20 protein-coding genes are annotated in these 24,843 nt (G+C 32.7%); 14 read left to right on the top strand and 6 right to left on the bottom strand.

Features of this window, described 5'->3' with window-relative positions; genetic code table 11:
• The 4 genes from VLB80_03555 to VLB80_03540 form a co-directional block, all read left to right on the top strand.
• A partial coding sequence (locus tag VLB80_03555) for a hypothetical protein (protein HSC25263.1) occupies window positions 1-219 on the top strand: 219 nt, incomplete at its 5' end.
• 166 nt (window positions 220-385) lie between these two features.
• On the top strand, window positions 386-4,729 hold the full coding sequence (locus VLB80_03550) for a hypothetical protein (GenBank protein ID HSC25262.1): 4,344 nt from the start codon (window positions 386-388) through the stop codon (window positions 4,727-4,729).
• Between the two features lie 94 nt (window positions 4,730-4,823).
• On the top strand, window positions 4,824-6,656 hold the full coding sequence (locus VLB80_03545) for a hypothetical protein (GenBank protein ID HSC25261.1): 1,833 nt from the start codon (window positions 4,824-4,826) through the stop codon (window positions 6,654-6,656).
• Between the two features lie 33 nt (window positions 6,657-6,689).
• On the top strand, window positions 6,690-7,580 hold the full coding sequence (locus tag VLB80_03540) for a hypothetical protein (GenBank protein HSC25260.1): 891 nt from the start codon (window positions 6,690-6,692) through the stop codon (window positions 7,578-7,580).
• Between the two features lie 80 nt (window positions 7,581-7,660).
• Here VLB80_03540 and VLB80_03535 read toward each other — a convergent pair whose 3' ends face one another.
• Window positions 7,661-8,203, bottom strand: coding sequence for a hypothetical protein (locus tag VLB80_03535; GenBank protein HSC25259.1), 543 nt, complete (start codon window positions 8,201-8,203; stop codon window positions 7,661-7,663).
• Window positions 8,204-8,297: 94 nt separating this feature from the next.
• A complete protein-coding gene (locus tag VLB80_03530) occupies window positions 8,298-10,052 on the bottom strand; it encodes a hypothetical protein (protein ID HSC25258.1) in 1,755 nt (584 codons plus the stop codon).
• Between the two features lie 145 nt (window positions 10,053-10,197).
• On the opposite strand from VLB80_03530, the gene VLB80_03525 reads away from it, so the two are divergent.
• Both VLB80_03525 and VLB80_03520 read left to right on the top strand, forming a co-directional pair.
• Window positions 10,198-11,115 carry a cysteine synthase family protein gene (locus tag VLB80_03525; protein ID HSC25257.1) on the top strand — a complete coding sequence of 306 codons (918 nt, stop codon included), beginning with the start codon at window positions 10,198-10,200 and terminating at the stop codon, window positions 11,113-11,115.
• The gene (locus VLB80_03520; GenBank protein HSC25256.1) at window positions 11,115-11,942 is read left to right on the top strand and encodes a hypothetical protein; all 828 of its coding nucleotides are present in this window, start codon (window positions 11,115-11,117) and stop codon (window positions 11,940-11,942) included. Before VLB80_03525 ends, VLB80_03520 begins: the two co-directional genes overlap by 1 nt.
• Here VLB80_03520 and VLB80_03515 read toward each other — a convergent pair.
• The gene (locus VLB80_03515; GenBank protein HSC25255.1) at window positions 11,932-12,867 is read right to left on the bottom strand and encodes a hypothetical protein; all 936 of its coding nucleotides are present in this window, start codon (window positions 12,865-12,867) and stop codon (window positions 11,932-11,934) included. The two genes, VLB80_03520 and VLB80_03515, sit on opposite strands and share 11 nt — an antisense overlap.
• Before the next feature lie 187 nt (window positions 12,868-13,054).
• Here VLB80_03515 and VLB80_03510 point away from each other — a divergent pair, with 187 nt between their 5' ends.
• Window positions 13,055-14,101: a hypothetical protein gene (locus tag VLB80_03510; GenBank protein ID HSC25254.1), complete on the top strand. Its 1,047-nt coding sequence runs from the start codon at window positions 13,055-13,057 to the stop codon at window positions 14,099-14,101.
• A 37-nt stretch (window positions 14,102-14,138) separates the two neighbouring features.
• Here VLB80_03510 and VLB80_03505 read toward each other — a convergent pair whose 3' ends face one another.
• The gene (locus VLB80_03505; GenBank protein ID HSC25253.1) at window positions 14,139-15,701 is read right to left on the bottom strand and encodes an AMP-binding protein; all 1,563 of its coding nucleotides are present in this window, start codon (window positions 15,699-15,701) and stop codon (window positions 14,139-14,141) included.
• Window positions 15,702-15,704: 3 nt separating this feature from the next.
• Window positions 15,705-15,893: a ferredoxin gene (locus VLB80_03500; protein ID HSC25252.1), complete on the bottom strand. Its 189-nt coding sequence runs from the start codon at window positions 15,891-15,893 to the stop codon at window positions 15,705-15,707.
• 93 nt (window positions 15,894-15,986) lie between these two features.
• Between VLB80_03500 and tmk the strand changes: the two genes are divergently transcribed.
• Window positions 15,987-16,622, top strand: coding sequence for a dTMP kinase (tmk, locus tag VLB80_03495; protein HSC25251.1), 636 nt, complete (start codon window positions 15,987-15,989; stop codon window positions 16,620-16,622).
• A gap of 50 nt (window positions 16,623-16,672) precedes the next feature.
• Window positions 16,673-17,449: a hypothetical protein gene (locus VLB80_03490; GenBank protein HSC25250.1), complete on the top strand. Its 777-nt coding sequence runs from the start codon at window positions 16,673-16,675 to the stop codon at window positions 17,447-17,449.
• Here the strand turns inward: VLB80_03490 and VLB80_03485 are convergent.
• On the bottom strand, window positions 17,438-18,610 hold the full coding sequence (locus VLB80_03485; GenBank protein ID HSC25249.1) for a hypothetical protein: 1,173 nt from the start codon (window positions 18,608-18,610) through the stop codon (window positions 17,438-17,440). The two genes, VLB80_03490 and VLB80_03485, sit on opposite strands and share 12 nt — an antisense overlap.
• Before the next feature lie 840 nt (window positions 18,611-19,450).
• Between VLB80_03485 and VLB80_03480 the strand changes: the two genes are divergently transcribed.
• The 5 genes from VLB80_03480 to VLB80_03460 all read left to right on the top strand — a co-directional run bounded on the left by VLB80_03480 (window position 19,451) and on the right by VLB80_03460 (window position 24,841).
• On the top strand, window positions 19,451-20,491 hold the full coding sequence (locus VLB80_03480; GenBank protein ID HSC25248.1) for a hypothetical protein: 1,041 nt from the start codon (window positions 19,451-19,453) through the stop codon (window positions 20,489-20,491).
• A 4-nt stretch (window positions 20,492-20,495) separates the two neighbouring features.
• The gene (locus tag VLB80_03475; protein ID HSC25247.1) at window positions 20,496-20,849 is read left to right on the top strand and encodes a hypothetical protein; all 354 of its coding nucleotides are present in this window, start codon (window positions 20,496-20,498) and stop codon (window positions 20,847-20,849) included.
• Window positions 20,850-20,887: 38 nt separating this feature from the next.
• A complete protein-coding gene (locus VLB80_03470) occupies window positions 20,888-21,802 on the top strand; it encodes a transporter (GenBank protein ID HSC25246.1) in 915 nt (304 codons plus the stop codon).
• A 74-nt stretch (window positions 21,803-21,876) separates the two neighbouring features.
• Complete coding sequence (locus VLB80_03465) at window positions 21,877-23,724, top strand: transglycosylase domain-containing protein (protein ID HSC25245.1); 1,848 nt, start codon at window positions 21,877-21,879, stop codon at window positions 23,722-23,724.
• Window positions 23,725-23,956: 232 nt separating this feature from the next.
• Window positions 23,957-24,841 carry a hypothetical protein gene (locus VLB80_03460; protein HSC25244.1) on the top strand — a complete coding sequence of 295 codons (885 nt, stop codon included), beginning with the start codon at window positions 23,957-23,959 and terminating at the stop codon, window positions 24,839-24,841.
• Window positions 24,842-24,843 lie beyond the last annotated feature (2 nt).

Below are 24,843 nucleotides of genomic sequence, written 5' to 3'. Positions count from 1 at the left end.
ATTTATCTATTTTTAAATTATCTTTTTCGTCCTGATATTGTTAAAAAATATGTTGATAAATTTGATTTTTTTCCTGCTGTTGAAATAGATATCATCTATGATGATAGATTTAATTATTTAACTAAACCAACTGTTGAACTTTTTAAAAATGTTAATTTTTTTAAGAATGTTATTTTTAAAGATACTCTTAACGAAGTTTTAATTACTCTTAAATCATAACATCCTTGTTGCGTATCATTTTAATTTTATAGACTTTTATGGATTGAAAAGTTGACATTATAAAATAATCGAGGTATGCGTGTTATGAAGATGTTATGCATAATAACAATCAAACTGTTCGTAGTAATCGTGAAGTAGTAGTTTTTTAAAAAAAAAGGGTGAGTGTATGAAAAGGTGCTTTTCTCGTTATCGATTAGCTCTTTTTGCGTTATTTTTAGTATCTTTCGGTATGAAGGCAGAACAGATATGGAAAGGAACTTCAGGCGGAAATGTCATTGATGAGGATTTAGTAATTAAGGGCGATGTCCTACTTCAATTAGGTGGAACAAAAATTGAAGCAGTCCATAAAAATATAACTATTACGTTAGAAGACAATGCAACAATTCAAGGCCACTGGGCTGGCGAATCACAATTGTATTTAGTAGCAGCAGCAGGTAAAACTATTCGATTTAAAATCAATCACAACCTTTCATTAATAGGATCATCTCAAATTACTGGTGATGATCTTCTAATTGTTCAAAGCGGTCCAGGAACTGTCGAAGTTGCTATTGCTGAAGGAAAAACATTTTCACTTACTTCGCAGAACTGTTCTGGTGGCGCATTGTACTATGTATTAATGTATGGCGGAGAAAATGCACCAAAAGATGAATATTGTTGCGACGAATATACCACACGAATATGTGGTGACGAATATGCTACATGTCATTTGGCATGTGATGAATATTGCGGAGATGAATATTCATGCTCAGGAAGTGGTCGAAATGAAACAAGTAAGTCGCGACCAACATTAAGTTTTGTTAATTTAGAAACTTCACATTCTTCTGGTCAGAATAGAAAAATTCTTATTGGCTCAAAATCAAGAATGAGCTTTTTATCTTCTCGTAAAATCAATGTAGCACAGGATTCTGGTTATATTACATTTGACCCAGTCATGAATAAGCTTGGACGAATGATTTTAGAAATAGAAGATGGAGGAGCTTTTGTAGCAGCAGGCCACTATACATGTCAACGCAATGGTTGTTATATAACTTTATCTGCCATTAATCTTGCAATTGCTGCAGGCTATCAGGCAATATGGCAAACTTCAAATAGTGTTGGTGCTGATGCTTCAGCAGGGTTACTCGTTTTAGATAGAAATGAAAAACTATCTGAATTACTTTTTGATCCATTTTTAAATCTTGGCGCTCGTGATGATACGACTGATTATCGAGGAGCTTTTTCTGGAAAACGTTACGGCGTGATTCTTGGTGCTAATGGCATATTAAATATAGGATCAGAATCATATGTTGATTTCGTGGGGCTTGCTCTTAATCAGTTGCCAACTAATGCAGTTGTACGTTGTGAAAAATCTAACCTAACCAAATTAATTAAAATGCGTAACCCATCCGCATTTATTATTGATGGTAATAATAATCCGAGTGCAACTGATGCTCAAATAACATTTGGTGCACATGCCGCTCTATTTTTACGATCCGGCATTGCATCTGATGGAGAAATTCGTGATGAGAATGATGTCGACCCATTTACAATAGATCCAGCAAATAAAACCAATGGTATTGGTAATATTGTATTTGATCTTGAAGGCGAATTAGATGTAAGAGGAACACGCGTAGATGATACTATTACAAGCAAAATTGAACTACTTTCTTTAGAAGTGATACCAACAGGTGGATCCCTTTTTGTAGGATCAGGAGAAACTAACTTTCCCTTACGTACATTTAACACTGAAGATGATCAATTATTAATGTACAATTGCGGTGCATTCTTGATCAATAACACCATGAATTTATACGATACAGCGTTAAGTCATACTGATGAATGTCACACAGTATGTTCCAATAATGATTTGAGATCAGAGCCAGCATATATTGGTGGTGAAACGTTTAAATTATTAGAATCTGACATACGTCCAAATATACGTTTTTTAAATTCTCAACTTGATGTAAACAGTGATATAGCATTAACAGGGTTTGATTTAGTTGTTCCAAATTTTGTTGATGAATTTGGTGTTTTACATGCTAATCTTTCTGAGTTTATTTTTTATAGTAATGGCGCCGCTGTTGATAATGGAACAGGTCGTCAGATGATTCTCGGTACACGTATTGGATCAACAGCAGCGGATGGATGTTCTCGTATTGATGGCGAAACATACTTAGATATTATGCAACAGGATGATGCGATTAGTTCTGATCTCGATCCACTCGATCCAAATGGTAATCAAACATTAAGTTTAACAACAGCATTTAACGATGCAACCGTTAATAATCTTATTGTTAATACAGCTAATGATTCAATTCATACTATTTTTTTAGGTGGTAACAGTAATATATCTATTGGTGTTAATGCTGATACAACTGGATTTAATATAGATACAAATCCATGGTTGCGTATCGCAGGAAATGTTTTTTCATTCGAAGCTCGAGGTGGCGCTGCCACAGTTACCAGAAGTAATATTACCGGAAGAAATGCTATATTTGTCGATCTCAATGGCAAAATTAGTATTGATCCTGGTTTCATTGCCAATATGGGTGTAATGGTAATAAAAAGTCACAATGGCATCGTAGATCTTCCTGCAGATCAAGTGTTCTTCAGTAATGGCGCCGGTATAGCAACATGGGATGTCAATTTACGTAATGCCTCAAGTCAAATTATTGTTGGTTCTGATCAGTCTCTATCAACCTATATATTCAATTGGATGTTAGCACAGAAAGATTTTCCAAACTACACACCATTTAACTGCTGTGTAGACTCTTGCTCTTGTCCAGCGGTAACGGAAGCGAATGTAACCTCATTACCAACGATTCAAGGGAATGTTGATAATTTTACTATTCAAGGAACACGTATTGGTGATCCAATACAATTTTTAATCGATGGTGGATCTGTTGGTCAATTAACATTCTTAAATAATAATTGTAGCGCAGAAGCTCCCGTAGCAACAATCGTATTAAGAAATAATGGTACTGTTGGTCTCGATAGTACAACAACATTAGGTGCAAATGGTGTCACTATTATTGCTGATGGATCAGGTCGAATTCTGGTTAATAATGACCTGATTATTAATAATGTTTGCGCATTTGTAAAAGGACCTAATTTCCCTTCGTGTGGTGTATTGGAACTTTATAGCCCAGTTCCACGTGAAATTCGTCTTAAATCAACTGGCACACTTAATTTAACGTCATTTAATGATGTTTCTCAGATTATTGCATTTCTTGGAGAGCTTAGTTTGGTTATTGAACCAGGAGCTACAATTGTTACTGGAGCAGGAACATTGCGATTTGCTGAAAATTCACAGCTTTTATTTGAAGCGGCAACAGATGCATTAGCTTTCTTTTCTGCTATTCCATTTGGCATGCAAGACTCTGCATTGCCAATAATAACTGTTAATGCAGCATTACCACATAATCCACTTTCATCATTGATTAGTTTTGGTGCTGGCCTTAATAACACCGATCAATTCCGTGTTAAAATTATTGGTAGCGGAACTATCGAAATTGTTGATAATGCACAAGGTTTAATACCATTCAACGCATTTGTTGGCATCGAAACAATCAATACAGCAGAATGTTCTATTCCAACAACTGATATTACGCTCAGCATCGCTGACAACGGAACCTTTGCAATTGGTCATTTGAATGTTAATGAAGGCGGCGTATTGCAAATTGGTAACGTTAATAATCTCGTAGGCCATATCGTTAACTTTACCTTAACACTTGATGGTGATGACGCTAACTTTACTATTGGCAGTCGAGGATTTCTCGGCCTTGGTGCTGGCATTGAACGTTTTGATGGATTTATACCACTCGTTACACGTGCTCGCACATGTCCTTCTAATTTCACACCGAATGAGAATATCGTTAATACATTAAGTAATGTCGGAATGGTAACATTCAAGTTACTAAATGGTCGCTTTGAACATGATCGCATATTTTCTGGTAATGAGGTTAATGCTTCATTATTAGCAATCGGTGATGTACCAGGATCATCTTATTTCCTTACTTTTGAACTTCCTGATGAAAACATTGATCCTACACTAGAGCGATCATCAAACTTTAATATTGCTGGCGGCGGTAATATTGTACTTATTGAACCAGGAGTTGGCGGTGTTCAACCTATTGTCTTAGATCAAGATGGTATGATTTCCTCTCGTTTAAGTGCAGGTGTAATGGCTTCAACATTATTAGAATCGGCTAATGAGACTATAGCTGGATTGTCTGGCGCAGAACTATTTGACTATTTTAAAACTCATGATGCAGTGTTAGAAGCTGACCGCGACAATGCTGTTGGTAGAGCAAATGCCGCAAGTCAAGGCGATAGTTTTAGACCAGAATTTGAAAATATACGTATCGACACTGTTGCTAATGGTATGATTATTCGTGGGCCAGCATTCGATATTATTGGTGCCGGTCAACAAGATTCTAAACGCAGGGCTGCAATGGATACTGCAGCAGTGTTTGTTAACATTGATCCTGAGTTGAATGAAATATTAACGGTTACAAATATAGAAGTATAATATATAAGGATGGGTACTTTGGTACCCATCCTTTATGATGAGCACACAATAAAAAAAGGTAGTTAGTATGGATGTAACAAACAAAAGGAAAGTAATGAAGAAAACCTTAAAGAGTATTGTGCTTTTAAGCGCATTATGTGGCGGTTCACTTCATGCAAGTTTTGAATTTAGATCACCATTGAGCGTACAAGATCGTGGTTATATGCATTGGCTTCTTGCTCCAGCTGATCAAGCATGGTGGTACGGTATAATGCCAAGCGCAAAAAAGAATACGGCTTGGAATATTCACATGTGGGGTGCAGCGTATACACGTACCGCAGATAGAGCATTTTTTGATGCATGCGATTCTGATAAAGTGACTCGTGACACAACAACGCTCTCACAATTATTTTTTGGTCAAACTGTTTTTGTTGGTGAAGATGTTTTTGCTGGTGGAACATTTGCCGGAGCGCCAACTACAACTCAGGCCTTAGTTAACAGCGTTAATCCATTTTTAGCATTTGCTCGTATTATGCCTGACTTCACGTATGAAGAACAAGGTGCAAATATGGGTATTGATTTTGCTCGTTATCTTGGTAGAAATGATCGGTTCCATATTGGTGGCAGAGCAAATATTCCATTCAAAATAATTGAAATTGAACAAGATAATAGTGTCGCATTTGAAGAAACCTTAGCAGATGTTGTTGCAACAAGAATAGTTAATTCTGATGAAGGTGCTCGTCCAGACCAAGTTGAATATGCATATAGATACGATTTTTTGAGTACATTAGTTTTTGATACAGTAACAATACCATCGGGTAATGCAGCAGTTGCTCCTGTCGTACGATACAATGCTGATGGAACTATTGCTATTACTGGTGTAACGGTTACTGGTACGACTGCAGCAGAAAGTGATAGTGTTCCCGCTGCATATGCAACAAAAAGACTTGATGGAACCGTTCCCGTTCCTCCGTTTAAGAAAGCACCAAGTCAAATAACTGGGCCTCTCGGTTCTGATGGTCAAGGCACTAATGATCAAACATATTTTTTCCAAACAGGTGTTGACTACGCAAATAATTTGAGAAATGATAGAGCTGCGCAAGCTACGCTATTTGTAGTTCCACGTGCTATAGAAGCTGGCTTGCCTAGCGCAGGTACTTTAACTCCCGAAGCTCAAGCTATACGAACAAATGTTACCAATATCATTGAACAAGATCTTCTTGTTTCACAAGTTGCATCTACATTCTTTTTAGATAATGGTATTAATTTAACAGCACATGAACGTATTGTTGGTATTGGTGATTTGGCAACAGAAATATATGGTGGTATTGGACATTATGATGACTGGTTTGTTGATGGTATTTTTGGTATTCAATTCCCAACAGGTAAACGCCAAAAACATGCAAATCAGATTTTCTATAAACCAACTGGTAACAATGGTCACGTTGAAATCAAACTTGAACTAGATGCAGGTTGGAAACCACGACCATGGTTTGCATTTGAAATTCGTCCAGCATTTGTTCATGCATGTAAACGTTCTGAAAAACGAGCAGCTCCATTTGTTGGTGCAACGGTTGTTAATATCGGGCCAGAAGTTGAACTTGATGTTTCTTGGAATTATTTTGTTCTTCGTACTGATTTTAGTTTCTTCCACCCACATAATCCTGATCTTGGATTTACACTTGGCTATGAATTATTTGTTAAAGGGCATGATAAGGTTTCATTGGAATGTCAAACAACAGCAACAGATTTATTAGGCCGTCCAAATCAACCGCTTGCTCCATGCAATTATGAAAGAAATACAAATTCACTTTCTAATAAATTACGTGGTCAAATATTCCATCGTTGGAATTATTTTGAAATCTTTGGCGGTGGAACACAAATGGTTTCTGGTAGAAATATCATGAAAGAAACTGAAGGCCACATTGGCTTAGCAATATATTTCTAAGAAAAAGTTATTTTTTTAAGAAAGGTAGTACACATGAATGTATCAATTAATCGATATAAAAAAGCAATTCTATTATCGACATTAATGATTGGAATGAGCGTTGGTTCAGCACTGCTTGCCAAATGTAAACCGTGTGCAGCAGCAGCAGCTATTAGACAATCAATTAGAGATGCCGCAGCAGCAGCATTAGCTGCAGGAAAACCTATTTCTCGTGAAGCAGAATTGGATACCTTTGATCCAGAAATTATGGCAGTTATTGAAGCATGTTGTTCTGATTGTGCAGAACGAGGTATTTATTGCGACGGTGAATACAGTGGACGGTGCAATAGTTGTCAAGCAGCGCTACTTAAAATATCAATTGCAGAAGTAGCTGCAGCATTAGCAGAAGCATCAGCAAGTGATGCTGCTATGGCTCTTGATATAATTTCTGTACCAACAACATCTCGCGCACCGCGTGAAGAATTAGTCGATCCATGTAATACATGCGCAACAGCTACTGACAACGTAGATACATGTAGTCTTAATGAAAAATTAAATACATTACTTTCCTGTTGTATTTGCACGAATAAAAATATTCATCATCAAGCTCGTGATGCAAAAAAATCTTATAAAAAACTACGCCATGAAATAAATGAAGTTGAAGAACTTGTCGAATCACAGATAGATCAATCTGCAGAATGCTGTTCAGTTATTGAAAGTTTGATTGGATCACAAATTGATCAGTCTGCAGAGTGTTGTTCAATTATAGAAACTCGTATTGGTGATCTTGATGGATCAGCAATTGATATTCCTTCATGTGATCAACGTTTTAGTATAGTTGATGTAATTGATAATACAAATGTTGATGTCGTCACCTGGCTAAAAAGTTTATATGTTTTACTGTATCAAGTGTATTTGTGCAGTTGTTTACCATGTGAAGCTTAAATTATAGTAATATTGCACTATAATGAATGAAAAAGAGAGGAGTTAAATCCTCTCTTTTTCATTCAAAAATAATTTTGAGATTAAACAAAATAATCAGGGAGTATTATTTGTAACCCAAGCATAGCTGTCCATGTTATTACTTCCGGTTGTAGTACAAGATCAACACCTTTTGCTAGCGTAGAATCCGTGTCAGTTGGCTTTAGGCATGCTTTAATTTTACGAATAGTGTAATTAACTCCCGCATGCACTGCTACGGTAGTTAAAATTTTATTTTTATTATTAAGCAATTTGGCTTGATTTTCGAATTTATCTTTATCTAAATATAAATCAAGCGCAAAGCCCGCAGTCTCTATTCCTGTTTTTAATATATCACTATCTTTAACTACTGTATTTGTAATAATTATACCCGCAATGGTTGCTTTATTATAAAAACACTCCATTGCAACTTTATTACTGAAAATAGATGTCAAAACACCTGTAGTTACTACCCTTTTGTTATTATCATATGTTTTATCCAAGCCATAATAGTCAACTGGTCGTCCTTCACCTGCAAAAACTACATTACTCGCACACATTATTATTGTAATTGCCAAAATTCGAGAAGCTGCAAAAAATGTATTCATTTAAAAATTCCTTAGGTAAAAATATAATATTATATAATAACGTTTTATGTATTTATAATCAAAACACTACTTTATGTTACAGCAAATAATTTGCTTAGATACTTAATAATTCCTTTAAAAATTTACTAATTGCAGGACAATTAAATAATGATATCAGTTCTTTAATTTTTGACTCATCTATTTTGTAACCATTTTTTTGCATTTTATAGATATAATATAGATTATAATAACAATTCAAACTTAGTAATTTTCTCATTAAATAATCTATCTGTTCTACTGTTATATCATCATACACTTGCCATAACCTAATATCCATTGGTGATTGAGAAAGAATGTACCTCATATCAGGAGTTACTGCTATTGCAGTAGCTCCTGGATGGTCAATTAAATGCATTAATGGCTTTTTAGTAGTAAGATCCCATATTATAAGATTTTTATCTATACCATTTGTAAGCGAAATAATAATGTCACCATATTCGCTACCCAAACAACCATTAATAGGTGTATCATTATGACCTTGTAAACATCCTATTTCTTTATATGTATCCATGCATATAATATTCAATTTTCCATCAGCTCTACCAACAACAATACGTCCAGATTTTTCGTTACAATGTAACCGAGAAATAACTGCTTCTGTATCATTAAGATGTATAGTTTTACTGAGCTCAAAATTTCCTGATTCAGTTATGTGCCATATAAATAATGTAGACCCAGAACATACCCATAAAGCTGTATCATTTTTGGTAAATAGCATACTCATTATGGGAAACTTATAATCAGCTTCTAAAGGTTGTATTATATTATTTTTAATGCCCCAAACAATCAATGCATTATTATTTTTATCAGCAAAAATGATATGCGAACCTTTATTGTTCATTATCACTTTACCAAATGTTCTTACATCTTTATCCAAAACAAGATTCTTATAATTATCATCATTAATATCCCAATAATACAGATTATTCTCTTGCCCATGCATTATAATTATCGTACATTCCTTGCTATAATCACTAACTACATATATCGGTTGTGTATAATTATCACCTAGTAGCATTGAATCAAATATATCTAATGTATTTTTACGTAATTTCCATAAAACAACTTCATCTCTATCAGATACCGTAATATACCACTGTCTAACAGAATTCCACGCTTTTATATATCCGTTTGAATGTTCATCGTCTGAATTAAAAAAATCAAGATATCTTTTAAACGGACTTATTCCATCAAAAATAATATTTTCTTTATATGAACTAATAGCAGAAGGAATATAAAAAAATTCATCATACTTGTCTGAGTGATGATGCATAAAGCTTAGTTGCTTACGCGGTATAGTTTCGAAATTTAAAACATCTTGTTTACGCAAAATCTGCTTTACTATGAATTCTTTTATAGGAAAACCAGTTACGTAAGAACCAATATGTTTGCCAATATCATCACAATATACATAGTTAATTATAGAAACCAGCTGTTTATAAGCCCCTAAAACATGTGTAGCATGTAACGTAGTAAATAGCTGTCGATTCTTGACTAGTTTTTGCATATAACTAGCGAAAGCATCATCTTGATTTTCAAGTAAATTATGTAATGAAAACAAATCTTCTTGTGCTATATTATCATGCATATTGCACGCCTGCGGAATAACAACAAAATTGTAATCTGTTTTTTTTTGAGATTCATATAAAACATTCAAAACTAATGAATCTTTAATATGGGACCTTTTAAATGCAGTACTTTTTTGATCAACTGTTACAACTGAAATATAATCCTTCTGATCCATACTTAAACAACAAGAATAAGACATTAACACTACTGCACACACTATATCGTTATAAAATAAGCGCATAGGTAAGCCCTCCTTTTACATTTTCATACACAACAACTATAAAAATAATTACTGTATGATGACATTTATCTCAATAATAATTATAGTATGAAGATAAAATATACAATATTAGAAAAATGTAATAATCAGGCAAAGGCTTACAACCATGCATAAACACCTACTTTCAACGATCGGTAACACCCCTTTAACCTGTATTCCATTCACTACATCAGCAACATTATATGCAAAGCTTGAGTACCTCAATCCAGGTGGAAGTGTAAAAGATCGTACCGCATTATATATGATAGAAGATGCTGAAAAATCTGGTAAATTACAACCTAATGGAACAATCATCGATGCATCATCAGGCAATTATGGCATTGCTCTTGCCATGATTGGAGCTGCAAAAGGCTATAAAGTAATTATCACCACCACACCTAAGATTAGCCAAGAAAAATTACAAACTATGCAAGCATACGGAGCGCAAGTCGTTGTGTGTCCTTCCATGCCATCCATAAAAGATCCTAACAGCCATTATTCAACAGCGTGCAATCTCCACAAAGAGATAGTTAATTCATTTATGCCTAATCAATACTTTAATCCTGTTAATGCGCAAGCGCATTATAGCCTAACAGGCCCAGAGATCTGGCAACAAACGGCCGGTACTATAACTCACTTTTTTGCAGCAGCTGGTTCTGGTGGAACAGTCGCTGGTATAGGAAGATATTTAAAAGAAAAAAATCCTGCCATTAAAGTCATAGCACTTGATTCAGATAACTCATTCCATTCAACACAAGGAAATCCTAAACCGTATAAAATTGAAGGAATGGGTATAGATTTTTATTCAGACGTAATTGATTATCATAACAATACGTATATAGATGAAATTATTCCTGTATCTGATGAAAATGCATTCACTATGCTCAAAACTTTGGCAAGAAATTATGGTTTTTTAGTAGGATTAACAAGCGGTGCTGTTGCATGGGGGGTTCATGAATACCTTCCTTATTTAAAAAAAGATGACGTTGTGGTAATGATTTTTGGAGATTCAGGAAGAGCATACTTAACAAAAAACGTGTATTAATGAAAAAATTAATAGGTATATACATACTGCTGAGTATGTTTATAAATATAATCCCAATGAAAAAACGTATCTCAAATACGCCTTCTGAGGAGCAGAAAGACGTATGGATTAAAACAAAAAACAATGAAATTGTTACAATGAAAAACAATGAAAAAAATTTTTCATATCATATTGCCATAAAAGAGTTGTTACAAAACACGGGATCCCAAAAAAAATCACCATTGCTCATTGATATACATAAAAAAGATTTAAAAATTTTTCAAGAATTACTTCGTAAACCACTTCTTCTTAGTGAACTACCAATAAAAAAATATACAAAAGCTTTAACTATTTCACTCTATTTGCAATCGCCTTTACTTTATACAGCACTGCTCAGCGCAAAACTTCCCCAAAATGTGACTGACAACATTACGAGAAAATATATATCATTATGTGATATCACTCCTAGTACCTTAATCAGTAGGATGTTTTCTTTACCAATAAAGCATACTACTTTCAATCCTACTTATCACGACAAAATGATCTTATTTGCTGGCTCACAATCACAATCTAATGATATTCTTACGCCTCCACTATTGCTTCCTGTTACTAATGAAATCATTATCCAACCAACATTGCTTCAAACAGTAGCTCTTACCATAGTTCGTAATAAAAATAACTATACCATTCCAATAAAAATATGTCCCCATATGATAGGATATGATGAATTCAGCCATTTCTATATTCAATACGATTTCTGTTCCTCTAAATCTTTTATAGAAAAAGTTAACTTAAAAGAAATAAAATTGGGAAGTTATTGTATAACAGCCCTGCATATTAACGTATAAATTTATCAATTATACTGATATCAATAGCTGCTGGATAAATATCTGATGAATCAGCTGCACTACCAGAATTCAATACTTTCCTAATTGCTGGCAATGAAGGTGCTGTCGTTGTAAATAGTACATCACACCCCATGCGCATTAATAAAGAACTCACATGTTCTATATGAGAACCACCAGCAACAACGAAAATAAGCGGTACCTCTGAGCAGGCGATAATCGAATGCATAATATTCATATCAATAAGTGCACTATCAAAAATACACAGTGTTTCAAGTTGTATGCGATAATCTTTATGGGGTAACTGTAAACAATAATCTGCAACCGTTAATTTTTTATTAAAATCTATTTTTAATAATGCAGCATGTACTGCTGCAACAGTACGCTTATAAAGACCATTAAGAAATTTACCATCGTCATATTTTTTTATTTTTTCAATTTCATCAGAAACTTCTTTGTGCAAAGCTAAAGTAGAAATAGTAGCACTTGATCGAAAAGAATGAGGATTAACATTTATATTATTAAGCAATGGACCTACTCCTGCAACACGACAATAGCGATATTCAACATTATCCACAACAACTCCCAGTGAACGAGCCGTATTTGCTAGCTGCCCTAATAGCCCATTCGGGCAATTAATGCCAAAATTGCAACACACCATTCTTCCATCATTATTAATAGAACCAACATCTTCAACTACGAGTTTACTTTTTCTTGAATATTTTTGCAGAAGCGATTCAATATAAATACGTTGACTTTTATTAGCAGGATGATTTTTAAAATGATAATCACCTACACAAATAATAAGTTGCTGATTATTATTTGTGTTAGTTACGTTACGTACTACACATAAATGATAAGAATAAGAAATACTAATATTATAGGAAAATAATAACCCTATTCCAAAAATATATATTCTATTTCTCATAGCCGATCCCTAATTTCTGTATGTTCAACCATAACGTAACAGCAATTTAAATATATTACAAATTGAACAAACTGATCAATGATTTATTATAATATTGCTTTTTATATGCAACAAACAGTACAATTAAAGTGAAAGAAAAGAATCAAGTATATTACCCATAAATCAATGAAAAACTATGTATAACCATATGCCATACAAAATTACACTACTTTTTTTTATTTTATTTATCGGAAAAATCACTCTTTCTATCACTACTAATCCTCTCCCATTATCGCTCAATCTTGCATATGATCCTTATTGGACTGAAGATGCTCAAGAAGCAAACAATAATATAAACCATTTCATTGAACCAGCAGATGATATTAATTACACAAATTATCGCTACGTTGGCATACATAATGGACATGTATATCCTCGTTTTTTTAAAATAATACGACAACAGGACCAAACAATCATTGGTAACCTCAGTTATGGTGTACGTGGATTAATGCTTGATACATATAATTGGAGTTTTCCATGGTTTTCAACATTACAAGGACCAAAAAATGCCAAAGTTTGTCTATCGCATACTCCACCAGGTATTATAGCCTTTATGCAGAAAGCAACATTCGTCTACCAAACGATGAAATATGAATTACGCCGCATTATTGAGTTTATGAAAATAAATGAACAGGCTGTTATTACCATCATTCTGGAAGATTATGCTCATGCCATTCAAACTGCGCAAGAAATTAAAGAAGTGATGATAGAAGCTCAGTATGATCCGTTATTTAAGCCAAATGACTTGATTAATGAACAATGGCCAACACTTGGTTGGATGAGACACAATAATAAACGTCTTATTATTTTTACTCAGCGAGCTCATACCACTGATGTTACCTTTAATCAATTCAACTACATGGCCGAAAATCAATATAGCACAACAAATGAAAAAAAGTTATGCACGTTACGACAAGAATCTCCTTTGACGAGTTCGCTCTATGCTTTTAATAATTTTAGCGGAATACCATTAACACTTCCAACAATAATAACCAAAAATCAGGTTGATTATATTACTGTTAAAAGAATCATTAAAAACTGCGTCATTAAAAAACTTGCTGGAGGGAAAATATTTAATGGTTATTGGGCCGATCACATTATAAATAGTTGCAATTATCTCTATGCACAAGAGAAAAAAACAATTTTTGAGTATGTTAATGAGCTAAATGCTCATTCAAATAAAACTATCCCATAAACAAAATACATATGATGATCATTTTGCGCATATTATCTTAAACATCTTGAACTAATAAAGCTCTCAAAGCTTTTTTATCAATTTTACCCGTTGCTGTTGTTGCAAGTTCTTTAGTATCACAAAAAAATTGTCGCGGAACTTTATAAGCAGCTAAATGTTGCATACATAATGTACGTAAACTACGTTCATTATAATCGTGCATAGAGCGCAATTGTACAAATGCTACGGGAACTTCACCATCTTCATCAATTTGACCAACAACACCGACTCTTATAACATTAGGATGTAATAATATAACATTTTCGATTTCTTGTGGGTAAATATTAAAACCTTTATGAATAATAAGATCTTTTTCGCGTCCGGTAATAACAATTTTTCCATGTTTATCTATATAGGCAAGATCACCGGTATTAAGCCAACCATTTTTTAATACGTTATGGGTAGCTTGTAATGCATTGTAGTAACCAAGCATAATATTATCGCCTTTAACCCACAAAACACCTATTTCACCTTGCTTTAGATCAACTTCCTTTTCATCGCGTATTGCACACGTGATTCCAATAAGAGGTTTTCCTACATTGCTTGCCGGAACTGTTTCATCATCAAGATTGACCGAAATCACTGGAGTTGTTTCAGTAAGTCCATATCCATTAGCCAGTTTTCTACGATAAATTAACCCAAATGCTGCACGAATTTTATCAGGCAATGCATCGCCACCAGAAACAAAAAGACGAACCGAATCTAATGGTGCAGTTTTCATCAAACATAAAAGACCATATAATGCGGGAACACCTAAAAAGATAGTTGGCTTATGTTGCAATGCTTCAAGAATAAATCGTCGTTCAATTTTAGGCACTAAAATAATAGTAATTCCATAAAAAAAACTTGCCCACACACATGTATTTTGAGCAAAGCTATGAAACAAGGGCAGAACACCAAAAATTCGTTCATCAGCAGGTTTACCTAACAAAGAAGCAATTTGTAAAACATTAGTAAGGATATTTTTGGAACTTAACATTACTCCTTTTGGCAACCCCGTAGTACCGGATGTATATAACAATGCAGCCAATTCTTCAGGGTCAAGATCAACAACAGTATCGTTTACCTCTAAGGATTCATCTACATCATCAATATCTAATTCAGTAACAATAGGCGGCAACGTAACAGATGTTTTTTTAAATAAGTCGATGCGGTCAGATGAAGTCATAATTATTGTTGGTTGTGCATCAGTTATAATATGAGCTAGTTCTTTTTCCTTTAAAAATGTATTAACAGGTGCAACAATCACACCAGCTTGCCACAATGCAAAGTAAGTAATATAAAATTCAGGAGAATTCTCAAAGCAAATAATTCCCCTATCGCGAGCTTTTATACCATATTTTTTAACAATTTTTATACTTAACGCTGATGCCAAAGCATATAATTTTTTATAGGTAATATGCTTGTCGTGATAAATAAGAGCTATAGTATCAGGATGGAATTGCATAGCACGCTGTAATAACCTTCCAGCAAACATAAGTTTGCCGTTATAAAGGATTGTCTTATACAATTCATCATAGACATGTTGCTCTTGTTCTCGTTTCAACTGTTTAATTGCCATAATTTACTCTTCTTCTATAGCAATAACTTGCACAGGACATTTTGCTGCTGCTTTTCTAATAGATTGTTCAAATTTTTGCATATCTACTCCAGCTTTGACACGTGAAACATCGGTCACTTCAAATACGTCTGGCGCTATAAATTGACATGATCCACAACTAATACATCCCGGCTCTATTGTTACATTTTTCATATATAACCTACAGACATTTTAACAGTTTTATAGTATAATTTTTATTCTATCACCTCTATTAATGTAGCGCATTTTAATTAAAAAGGTAATTCCATGCCACAATTAACCAACGGTATTTTAATTGCTATTGAAGGAATTGATGGTTCCGGAAAATCAACGCTTGCTTATAATCTATCAACTACACTGCAAGAACAAAATTATGATACATTACTCACCAAAGAGCCAGGCGCTTGTGATCTTGGTAAAGAAATTCGCGAAATAATTCAAATCCAAAATATAGCAATCACCCCCCGTGCTGAGTACTTACTCTTTGCAGCTGATCGCGCACAGCATTTTGCAGAAATTATTATTCCTGCACTGACGCAAAAAAAATTGATTATTTCTGATCGTATGGCAGATTCATCAATTGCATATCAAGGATATGGCAATGGACTTGATTTTAATATGATTCATATGATTAATCAGTGGACAATGCATTCAATTGTTCCCCATATCACCATCTTTGTTCGTGTTCCAGTTTCTATCGCCCTTGATCGCGCTAAAAATCGTGGTCCACTCTCGGCCTATGAAAAACGTGAAGCTTTTTTGCAAAATGTTGCGGCAGGTTTTGAAGACATGTATAAAAACCGTACTGATGTTATCATTATTGATGGAACTCAACCAGAAAAAACAATAGTATCACAAACAAGTACTATCATCACGCAATGGATACATAAAAAATTACACTAACAGATATTATTTATATTTTATAAATTGTACGCTAATGATATAATATCTATATGAATATACAAAAAAAAACATCTTTTCCACTCTATACATGCCACAATATGCCGCCAGCACAATTATGGATTGGTAATCATGATCATGCAATTGCTGCTACAGAACAGTTTTTACAAAAAATAGTATGTCCTAATAATGGTTGTCAGATCTGTATCAGTTGCATGCAAATTGTAGAAAAACAACATCATTCTATTATGTGGCTTTATCCAGAAAAAAATTATACAATTGATCAATTAGATAGTCTTTTTGAAAAAATTTCATTTCAGCTACAACCAGAAGAACTTTTTTTTATTATTATTCAAAAAGCAGACTTTCTTACACCTTCATGCGCAAATAAATTGTTAAAACCGATGGAAGAACCACCACAGGGATATCATTTTATTTTACTTGCAGAACGTATTGAACAAATATTACCAACAATCCAATCTCGATGCACTATTTATTCATTACCAACATCAGCTAATCTCCATGCATCTCATCCTATTGTTGAAAGCTTTACAACAAAAAAAATAAGTAGTACTGAATTTACTAAAATTACTGAAAAAATACTCATAAATGAACGAGAAAGTATTGAATTACTTGATGCAATACTCAATTATTGGTTTACCTTATATCACAACGGCAATAAAAACAAGAATGATCTACAACATATAACATCAATTATTTCAAAGTTACAACAAGCTCTTTTGCAACCTCCAATGCCAGGAAGCACCGTTATTTTTTGGCGAAATATCTACTTACAATTGCATGATGATATAAAAGATTTAGACAAATAATTTGATCGTTTCTAAAATTGCATACATACAAACCAACACCCCTAAAAATGTTATCCCTCCAACCGAAGAAACAAATATTGGATATCCTTTTCCAAGTTGCTCAAAGATACTCAATAGACTTTGATTATCATTATTACCTTGAGAACCATCATTAGTCCTGCTATTTTTTTCTTTTAGTTCTCTCAATTCTTTTTTCAACCCAGTGATTTCCGCCTCTAATCCTTTATTAAGTTGAGCTGCAAGGCTTACTTTAAACGCACCACTTGCAACATTTATGACCTCAAGCTTTTTTTTATCATACAATTGTTCACAATCAGCTGCTCTATCTTTCAATTTTTGATTCTCAAGTAGAAGATCTTTATGCTCTTGTTTGTTTTTACCCAACTTATCTTCCAATTTATCCACTCGTTTTATTTCAGATAAAAAATTAGTAGCCATGAAAGTATAAAAAGATAATATATCACTACCCAACATTGTTTTTGGCAATCGATTGTTAATATCTGTAAAATTATAATTCATAGCAAGAAAGCGTACAATAAAATCAGAACAATTCTTTTCATCCGTAATCATATTAATTAAAATATTTTGAATATTTTCTGAAATACCTGAAAATGTAACTTTCACTTCTCCCTTTTTATTAGAAATAGCAACTGCTCCTGCATAATCACCATCTTGCACAACTATAGAATAAGCTACATCTTTTTTGTCATCATGCAAATCCTGGAAAATTTTTACCATTAATTCAAAATCAAATTGTTCTAATGAAGATAAAAACTTCAATTCATTCTCAAATTCTACAGTAATTTTAGTCACATCTTTTTTTTCTACTAAGCATATATATTTTTTTTTCCAATCATATAATTCTTCCGAAAAAGACTTAGAAGATAAAACCAATATCTTTGGTATAACTTTTTTAGCCTCGTCAAACACAACTTGATTAGAAAAACCAAGACTATTCTTTGGATACTCCTTGTTACTATTCACGGTAGTTTGAAGGAATTTAAAACAATCCTTCGCAATAGAATTACAATTTATTGGTAAATTTAGTTTATTTTTTTTATCTTTTTCTGTATTTAAAAATATATTAGCAATATCAATACCAGAATTAGAAGCGTTTATATGAAAAATAAAATCTATACTATTATTAATTGCATCTTCCATATTTTGATTTTTCCCCTCAAATCTATAGCAATTTACGTTCTCTTTCTCGCTAAAATATGTAAAAAGTACAGACCCTGAAACATTTTTCGCGCCATAATACAAAGGTATTACTGATTTTTGCGAAGCAACAGATGTTAATGAAAAAAATAATATGACAATTAAAAAAAAATTACTCAATTTTTGCATAATAAATCCATTTTTAATAAATAATTAATACGCTATCTTTATGCAATTATGGTAAACAAACTAAAGAAAAAAATCAATTTTCTTTTCTTAACTATTTAACTTATAGATAATAGTCATGCTTATTCCAAATATTTATTATCAAATAAAAACATGTCACCGTGAATAATGTAAAACAAATTTTTATCATTGCATGATAATTTGTTATAAAGACATGCAAAAAATAGGCTTCAATTATATATATTTTAATAATAATTCCAATTAATGCTGTAATAACAATATAAAATAACGAAGGATATAAATTTTTTTTTACAATAAAAGCAAATAGCGATACAGGAATAATGTATATCCAAGGAAAGAAAAAAAAGTTAAAACAACAAAACGACTCTAGGCATTGCGCTAGTATTAAAACTGCAAATAATATGTATCGCTTTGTATAAAAAAGAAGTAAACAATAAATACATAAGAGGAATGGCACTGCAGCTGTCCCAACTAAAAAAAATTGCCCTACATCAATAAAGAGTAAAACAATTACAATCAAGGTAAAAAAAAAATTATATTTTGTGATATTCATATAAAATATAGCATTAGAGATATTCATTTTTCTTGTTATAATATGATTGTTATTATAGTAATAAAATTTTAAAGGCGAAATACATGATCATAAAAAAATATTTTTCATTTTTTTTGACTATTCTTTTTTTAATGCCGTGCAATGAAATAAAATCAATGCAGCGCAGAGATTTATATCAAGGTATCCAAGTGGTGGTCGGATTGGCTTTTATAGCGTTTTCTATCATGTACGTAATCAAACGATACACAGAAGAAGGCGATAAGAATATTAACAGCAATAATAATAACAATAACAATATTATTAATAATAATAACAATATTAATAATAATAATACGATTCTAATTGCAAGAACAAATTCAATCACAGAAAAAGCCATCAACTCTTTAATTAACAATATTTATTGCTCTGGTCTTGTTGATTTTACTATTACTATTGGCGATGAGCGCAAAATAAAACTGCAGGTAGATGATAACTTTAAGCATTTTCTCAAATATGATCTAGACACAAATCAAACTATATCTATTACATATGGAGGATATACTGGCAATACTATGCCAAACGTACAATGTGATCTTTATTTACAACCAGACGATATACATTCTATGCAATTGATTAATAGCGTTAAGGCAACTCTAAAAAAGCATCAATTGCAAAAAGATTTTCAAGCAGAATCTTTAGATTGGAAAGTAAACAATAGTGCACAGTTAACAATTGAAAAAGCTTGTAATATTACGTGTAACGCATTGATAATGCATGCATCTAATAGTGCAACGATAACAATGAATGATAACGCTTTTGAAAAGATCACTAATTTAACGGCTGATGTTAACAATAGCGCTAGCATTCAATTCTTTCCTCAACCATTAGTCATTATTCAAAAACAAACGATTACTGTTAATGGCTCTGGAGACTATAAAGGAGAAAAACTTAAAAGTAATTATACAAATATAATTGCATCAAAATGCGGTACTGCTGCTGTACAATGCAGCGATATAGCAAGCGGGAGTTCAGCTACTTCTGCTCATATTAATGTTTACAGTAATGATACTCAAAAATTACAAAAAAATATTATAGCAGACAAAAAATCTAGCGGACAAGTTAACTACTATAGGTTAAAGGATTAAGAAAATGAAGTATATATCATGTATTATTTTCATAATTTTTTGTTGTGTAAGTGATAATGTAAACGCTATGAATATATATAACAATATGCGTAGTCGTTTGATTGATTTTGGTGAATCCATTGAAAAAATTGACAATGTTCCGCTGATTGATAAATTAACTAATTTGTTACCATTTGCTATGGTTGCTGCATGTCTTAAAGAATGTCCTGGCCAAACAATGATTGCGCTAACTGGGCTCCTGTTTTATGTCGTTTTAAAGAAAAATTCTATGCGTAAAGTAAAATATTCTATACAGCAAAAAAAGAATCAAAGAATGTATGATAAAAAAATAAAAAAACTTTATGTAGGTAGTCATTAATACGTTAAAGTAAAATTTTACACCATACTACAATACCCATGAAGCTTATATATTTCTGTTTTATTTTTTTATTTCTCACTACATTTATCAACGGATATCGCTTACCAAGTCTTGGTCTTGGGTATACTAATATTCTTGACGGTGGTCCTACTCGGCCATACCCGGGTGGTTATTGGCAACAATGGATACAATATTACACTACACAGCGTTTTTTAGATGCACGGGGAAAGGCCCTAAATAATCTTTCCTCTCCTCATTTTAGAGGTTTTGCTACGGTTACTGAATTTATTTATCAATTTGATTATCAATTACCTTTGGGTGGTATGCCAGGATTTGTTCTAGCATTGCCGCTAACACTTTATTCAAAAATTGAAAAAAATGCATTAGATATACAAAGTAGTGGACCTGGCTTTGGTAATCTTTATTTAAGTGCTTACTCACAATGGAACGCTATTCAACTACGAGGTCGCCAATTCTTTATTCATCGACTTGAAGTTGATTTTTCAATCCCTATGGGTAAAAATAAGTTGCCTGAAAAACAAATAAATCCTAGCGATTCATTTTTTTATTGTGGTGCTAATTGGGCTGCCACGCTCTATATTTCATCGACATGGAATATATCATGGGCATTACATTATATTTGGAATGCCCATAATGAAAAAATAAATACACAAGCCGGTGATGTAATTTATTGCAATTACAGTATAGCACATGAACTGTTTTCTAATTTTTATCTGGCAGCTGTTGGTTATGCTCTCCAACAAATACACAATGACCATGTAGATGGTATATCTGTTTCTAATAGTAGAGAGCGTGTATTTGGCGTAGGACCTGGTGTAGCATATTTTTTATCAAAAGATACTGTTTTTTTTAGCTATTTGTATCTTGAAGCTGGTGCGAGAAACAGAACACAAGGTACAAATTTTATTTCACGATTAATAATGCATTTTTAATTTTTATTGCATTGTGCACATATGTTATGACAATTTTTCGAACAATATATCTCTTTTTTGTCTTTATTATAATAATGAGTGCTTTTATAGGTGGCGCTATCTTTTTTATAATTCATAATTACACTATTGATTTTTCTATTTTAACACGACACGATTCAGCATGCCCATCATTACTACTAGATGATGAAGGTAATGAATGGGGACGATTTCAGTTAGATCGACGTGATCCTATCGATGGGGTATGTTTACCCGAACATGTTATTAATGCATTTATTGCAGCAGAAGATTGGGATTTTTTTACACATGCAGGCATTTCATTAAAAGGTATTATTCGATCTGTTATAGTTAATATGTATTATGGACGTAAGGTTCAGGGTGCAAGCACTATTACACAACAATTAGTTAAGTTACTATTTTTTGATTCACGAAAAACATTTACGCGGAAAATAAAAGAACAATTATATGCAATAATTGTTGAACAACAGTTAACTAAAGAACAAATTTTACATACGTACCTCAATCATGTCTGTTTTGGTTGTGGTATTTATGGTATAGAAGCTGCTAGTCAAAGATTTTGGTCTAAAAATGCGCATGACATTTCAATCGATCAAGCAGCAACACTTGCAGGAATTATTCGTTCACCTACACGATATTGTCCTTTAGTTTATCCACTCTCAGCCCAAAAACAACGTGATGTTATTTTAAGAAAAATGAAAAATTTACATTTTATTACTTCAGAAGAATATGAAAATGCATTGACATGTAGTGTAGTAATAAAAGATAAAAATTGTGATTATTTTGCGCCACATATTAAAGAAATGTTACGTATCTCATTAGAGCGTATTATTGGTAAAAGAATGCTTTATACCGGAGGGCTACATATTCAAACAACAATTAATAAGCAAATGCAAATTACTGCACAAAATACTTTTCGTACAGAAATGATAGCATTGCGTGAAAAATTTGGAAATGAAATTGATGGTGGTTTTATTACACTTGATTGCAAAACGGGAGAAATAAAAGCATTAGTTGGTGGATTTGATTTTATCACATCAAAATTTAATAGAGTCGATCAAGCACCTCGACAAATAGGATCTATATTTAAACCATTAATTTATACTGAGGCAATAAAAAAAGGGTTAACATTTGCCGATACTGAAATTGATGAACCTCTTGAGTTAATCCAACATAACACGCTCTGGGCACCGAAAAATCATAATAACAAATTTAATGGAAAAGTTACTTTAGCATATGCACTATCACATTCAAGCAATATTGTGAGTATAAAAACATTATTAAAAATTGGACCCCATCTAGTCATTAATCTGGCAAAAAAATGTCGCATGAAAAGTAACTTTCATGCGTATCCTTCCTTGGCCCTTGGCTGTGTTGATACAACACTAATTGAAGCTGCAGGTATGTTTAATATTTTTGCCAATAATGGTATATATGTCGAACCGCATCCATTATTATGGGTTAAAGATAGATGGGGTACACGTATTTATAAAACTATGGTTGATAGTGAACGTGTCATTGAAAGCCATATAGTTGGACAAGTGAGCTCAGTATTACGCTTAGGCCCTGAGCGAGTAAAAACCGTATACGGAGCGCAAAATTGGATTAAATCTGAGATGATCAGCAAAACCGGCACAACAAATGATTCTCGTACATGTTGGTTTATTGGCTCAACACCAGAAATAACAACTGCATTGTGGATCGGCCGTGACGATAATCTCCCCATAGGAAAAAACGTATTTCCTATTCATACGTCATTTCCCATTTGGCTTGCATTTAATCGTGCCGTTGATACAGTTAAAAAAACATTTTCTTATGATTCTTTATTGCAAGAAAAAATCATTAATGAACGTACTGGTGAGTTATCATCATTAGGCAAACCGGAAGCAATCTCTATTTTAATGTAAAATTTTCTTATTTTTTACATCATCCTTCAATATATTTTTAAAGACAAAAACACTACAGTACGAATATGCTTTTAACTAACTTTTTAATTACACTCCGTTCAGCTTTTATTTATTACAAATTGCACAATTAATTTTTAATTTGATCAGATAAATTTAATGACTTATACCTACATTATGTTATTATGTTACATAATAATGCGATAATTTAATCTATTTTTTAAAAGGTTATCACGTGAAGAAAATAAACCATTTATACATGATTGCACTTATATTATTGAATATCCATGGAGTTAGTGCAATGGATGATCAAAAAATCAATGTTATTGTAATAGAAGGCCACAACTTAATAAACGCTACAGATATCTTTTCAGGCAACCAATATGATGTTCATACGATACAACAACCAATGAAGACTACTGATTGTCTTGGTGAATCTATGCGCCAAGAAGAATTAAAAACAACGATAAAATCGATTACTGAGAACGATCCTCATGCTCGATTTGTTTTTTACGCTGTTGAAGACGGAGTAGCAGCTACTTTACATTTTCTTGCTAATAATTCTTACAGCAATATAGTAGCACTAGTTCTGCAAAATAGTACCTTTTCTGAATACTATTATTCTTTTAATAATATTACCAACCTTAAATGTTACAAAAATATTCCAATCTACCTTATTGATGATCACACAAACGAAAATAATGTTGATCTTAGCTCTTCGTTATTCTTTCTACATTTATATAATAACAAATATACAAGCATTGATCAGATATCACTAGAAAAATGTAATAAAAATTTAACGAATACTATGCCAAACGAAGAGTTCATTGAAACGACAGTAGAACTATCATTTCAAGCACTTTTTAATGAATATTTGACAAAGATTAACTTGCCACCGATTTATACTAAAAAAAATTTACTAGATAATACAACTCAAAATAACATTCTAATTAAACCAAAAAATGTTAAACCTACGGACGAAGTCCATCAAAACATTCTTCAGGAATTCATAGGAAAAGAAAATAAACGCTACTACTTATCATTAGTAAGAGGATCAATTTCTTTTCTTGTTGTTGGATTAGGATTGTTTTTAATTCTTTATAAATACGGTAATAAATAAAA

This window comes from Candidatus Babeliales bacterium, assembly GCA_035455925.1.
GTDB lineage: Bacteria > Babelota > Babeliae > Babelales > Vermiphilaceae > SOIL31.
Note: the sequence above shows the minus strand (reverse complement) of the source record. Positions and strands in the feature narration are given on the sequence as shown.

What these genes read in the sequence shown, in the direction of transcription:
- VLB80_03550 (HSC25262.1), top strand. Translation starts at nt 386, where the DNA reads ATGAAAAGGTGCTTTTCTCGTTATCGATTAGCTCTTTTTGCGTTATTT.
- VLB80_03545 (HSC25261.1), top strand. Translation starts at nt 4,824, where the DNA reads ATGAAGAAAACCTTAAAGAGTATTGTGCTTTTAAGCGCATTATGTGGC.
- VLB80_03540 (HSC25260.1), top strand. Translation starts at nt 6,690, where the DNA reads ATGAATGTATCAATTAATCGATATAAAAAAGCAATTCTATTATCGACA.
- VLB80_03535 (HSC25259.1), bottom strand. Translation starts at nt 8,203, where the DNA reads ATGAATACATTTTTTGCAGCTTCTCGAATTTTGGCAATTACAATAATA.
- VLB80_03530 (HSC25258.1), bottom strand. Translation starts at nt 10,052, where the DNA reads ATGCGCTTATTTTATAACGATATAGTGTGTGCAGTAGTGTTAATGTCT.
- VLB80_03525 (HSC25257.1), top strand. Translation starts at nt 10,198, where the DNA reads ATGCATAAACACCTACTTTCAACGATCGGTAACACCCCTTTAACCTGT.
- VLB80_03520 (HSC25256.1), top strand. Translation starts at nt 11,115, where the DNA reads ATGAAAAAATTAATAGGTATATACATACTGCTGAGTATGTTTATAAAT.
- VLB80_03515 (HSC25255.1), bottom strand. Translation starts at nt 12,867, where the DNA reads ATGAGAAATAGAATATATATTTTTGGAATAGGGTTATTATTTTCCTAT.
- VLB80_03510 (HSC25254.1), top strand. Translation starts at nt 13,055, where the DNA reads ATGCCATACAAAATTACACTACTTTTTTTTATTTTATTTATCGGAAAA.
- VLB80_03505 (HSC25253.1), bottom strand. Translation starts at nt 15,701, where the DNA reads ATGGCAATTAAACAGTTGAAACGAGAACAAGAGCAACATGTCTATGAT.
- VLB80_03500 (HSC25252.1), bottom strand. Translation starts at nt 15,893, where the DNA reads ATGAAAAATGTAACAATAGAGCCGGGATGTATTAGTTGTGGATCATGT.
- tmk (HSC25251.1), top strand. Translation starts at nt 15,987, where the DNA reads ATGCCACAATTAACCAACGGTATTTTAATTGCTATTGAAGGAATTGAT.
- VLB80_03490 (HSC25250.1), top strand. Translation starts at nt 16,673, where the DNA reads ATGAATATACAAAAAAAAACATCTTTTCCACTCTATACATGCCACAAT.
- VLB80_03485 (HSC25249.1), bottom strand. Translation starts at nt 18,610, where the DNA reads ATGGAAGATGCAATTAATAATAGTATAGATTTTATTTTTCATATAAAC.
- VLB80_03480 (HSC25248.1), top strand. Translation starts at nt 19,451, where the DNA reads ATGATCATAAAAAAATATTTTTCATTTTTTTTGACTATTCTTTTTTTA.
- VLB80_03475 (HSC25247.1), top strand. Translation starts at nt 20,496, where the DNA reads ATGAAGTATATATCATGTATTATTTTCATAATTTTTTGTTGTGTAAGT.
- VLB80_03470 (HSC25246.1), top strand. Translation starts at nt 20,888, where the DNA reads ATGAAGCTTATATATTTCTGTTTTATTTTTTTATTTCTCACTACATTT.
- VLB80_03465 (HSC25245.1), top strand. Translation starts at nt 21,877, where the DNA reads ATGAGTGCTTTTATAGGTGGCGCTATCTTTTTTATAATTCATAATTAC.